The following is a 255-nucleotide window of genomic DNA, read 5'->3' as shown; positions in this document are numbered from 1 at the left end:
GAAGGACGGGACTAACACCGATATGCTTCGGGGAGCTGTAAGTAAGCTTTGATCCGGAGATTTCCGAATGGGGGAACCCACTACTCGTAATGGAGTAGTATCTTTATCTGAATACATAGGGTAAAGAAGACAGACCCAGGGAACTGAAACATCTAAGTACCTGGAGGAATAGAAAGCAAAATGCGATTTCCTGAGTAGCGGCGAGCGAAACGGAAGATAGCCCAAACCAAGAGGCTTGCCTCTTGGGGTTGTAGG

At 47.8% G+C, this 255-nt stretch carries 1 rRNA gene; it reads left to right on the top strand.

Annotated features, from left to right (window positions below):
- Positions 1-255, top strand: a 23S ribosomal RNA gene (locus ACX6U0_RS21395); the annotation flags it as partial.

The sequence above is a fragment of the Gottfriedia sp. ABJ_BB2_2 genome (assembly GCF_055484705.1).
Note: the sequence above shows the minus strand (reverse complement) of the source record. Positions and strands in the feature narration are given on the sequence as shown.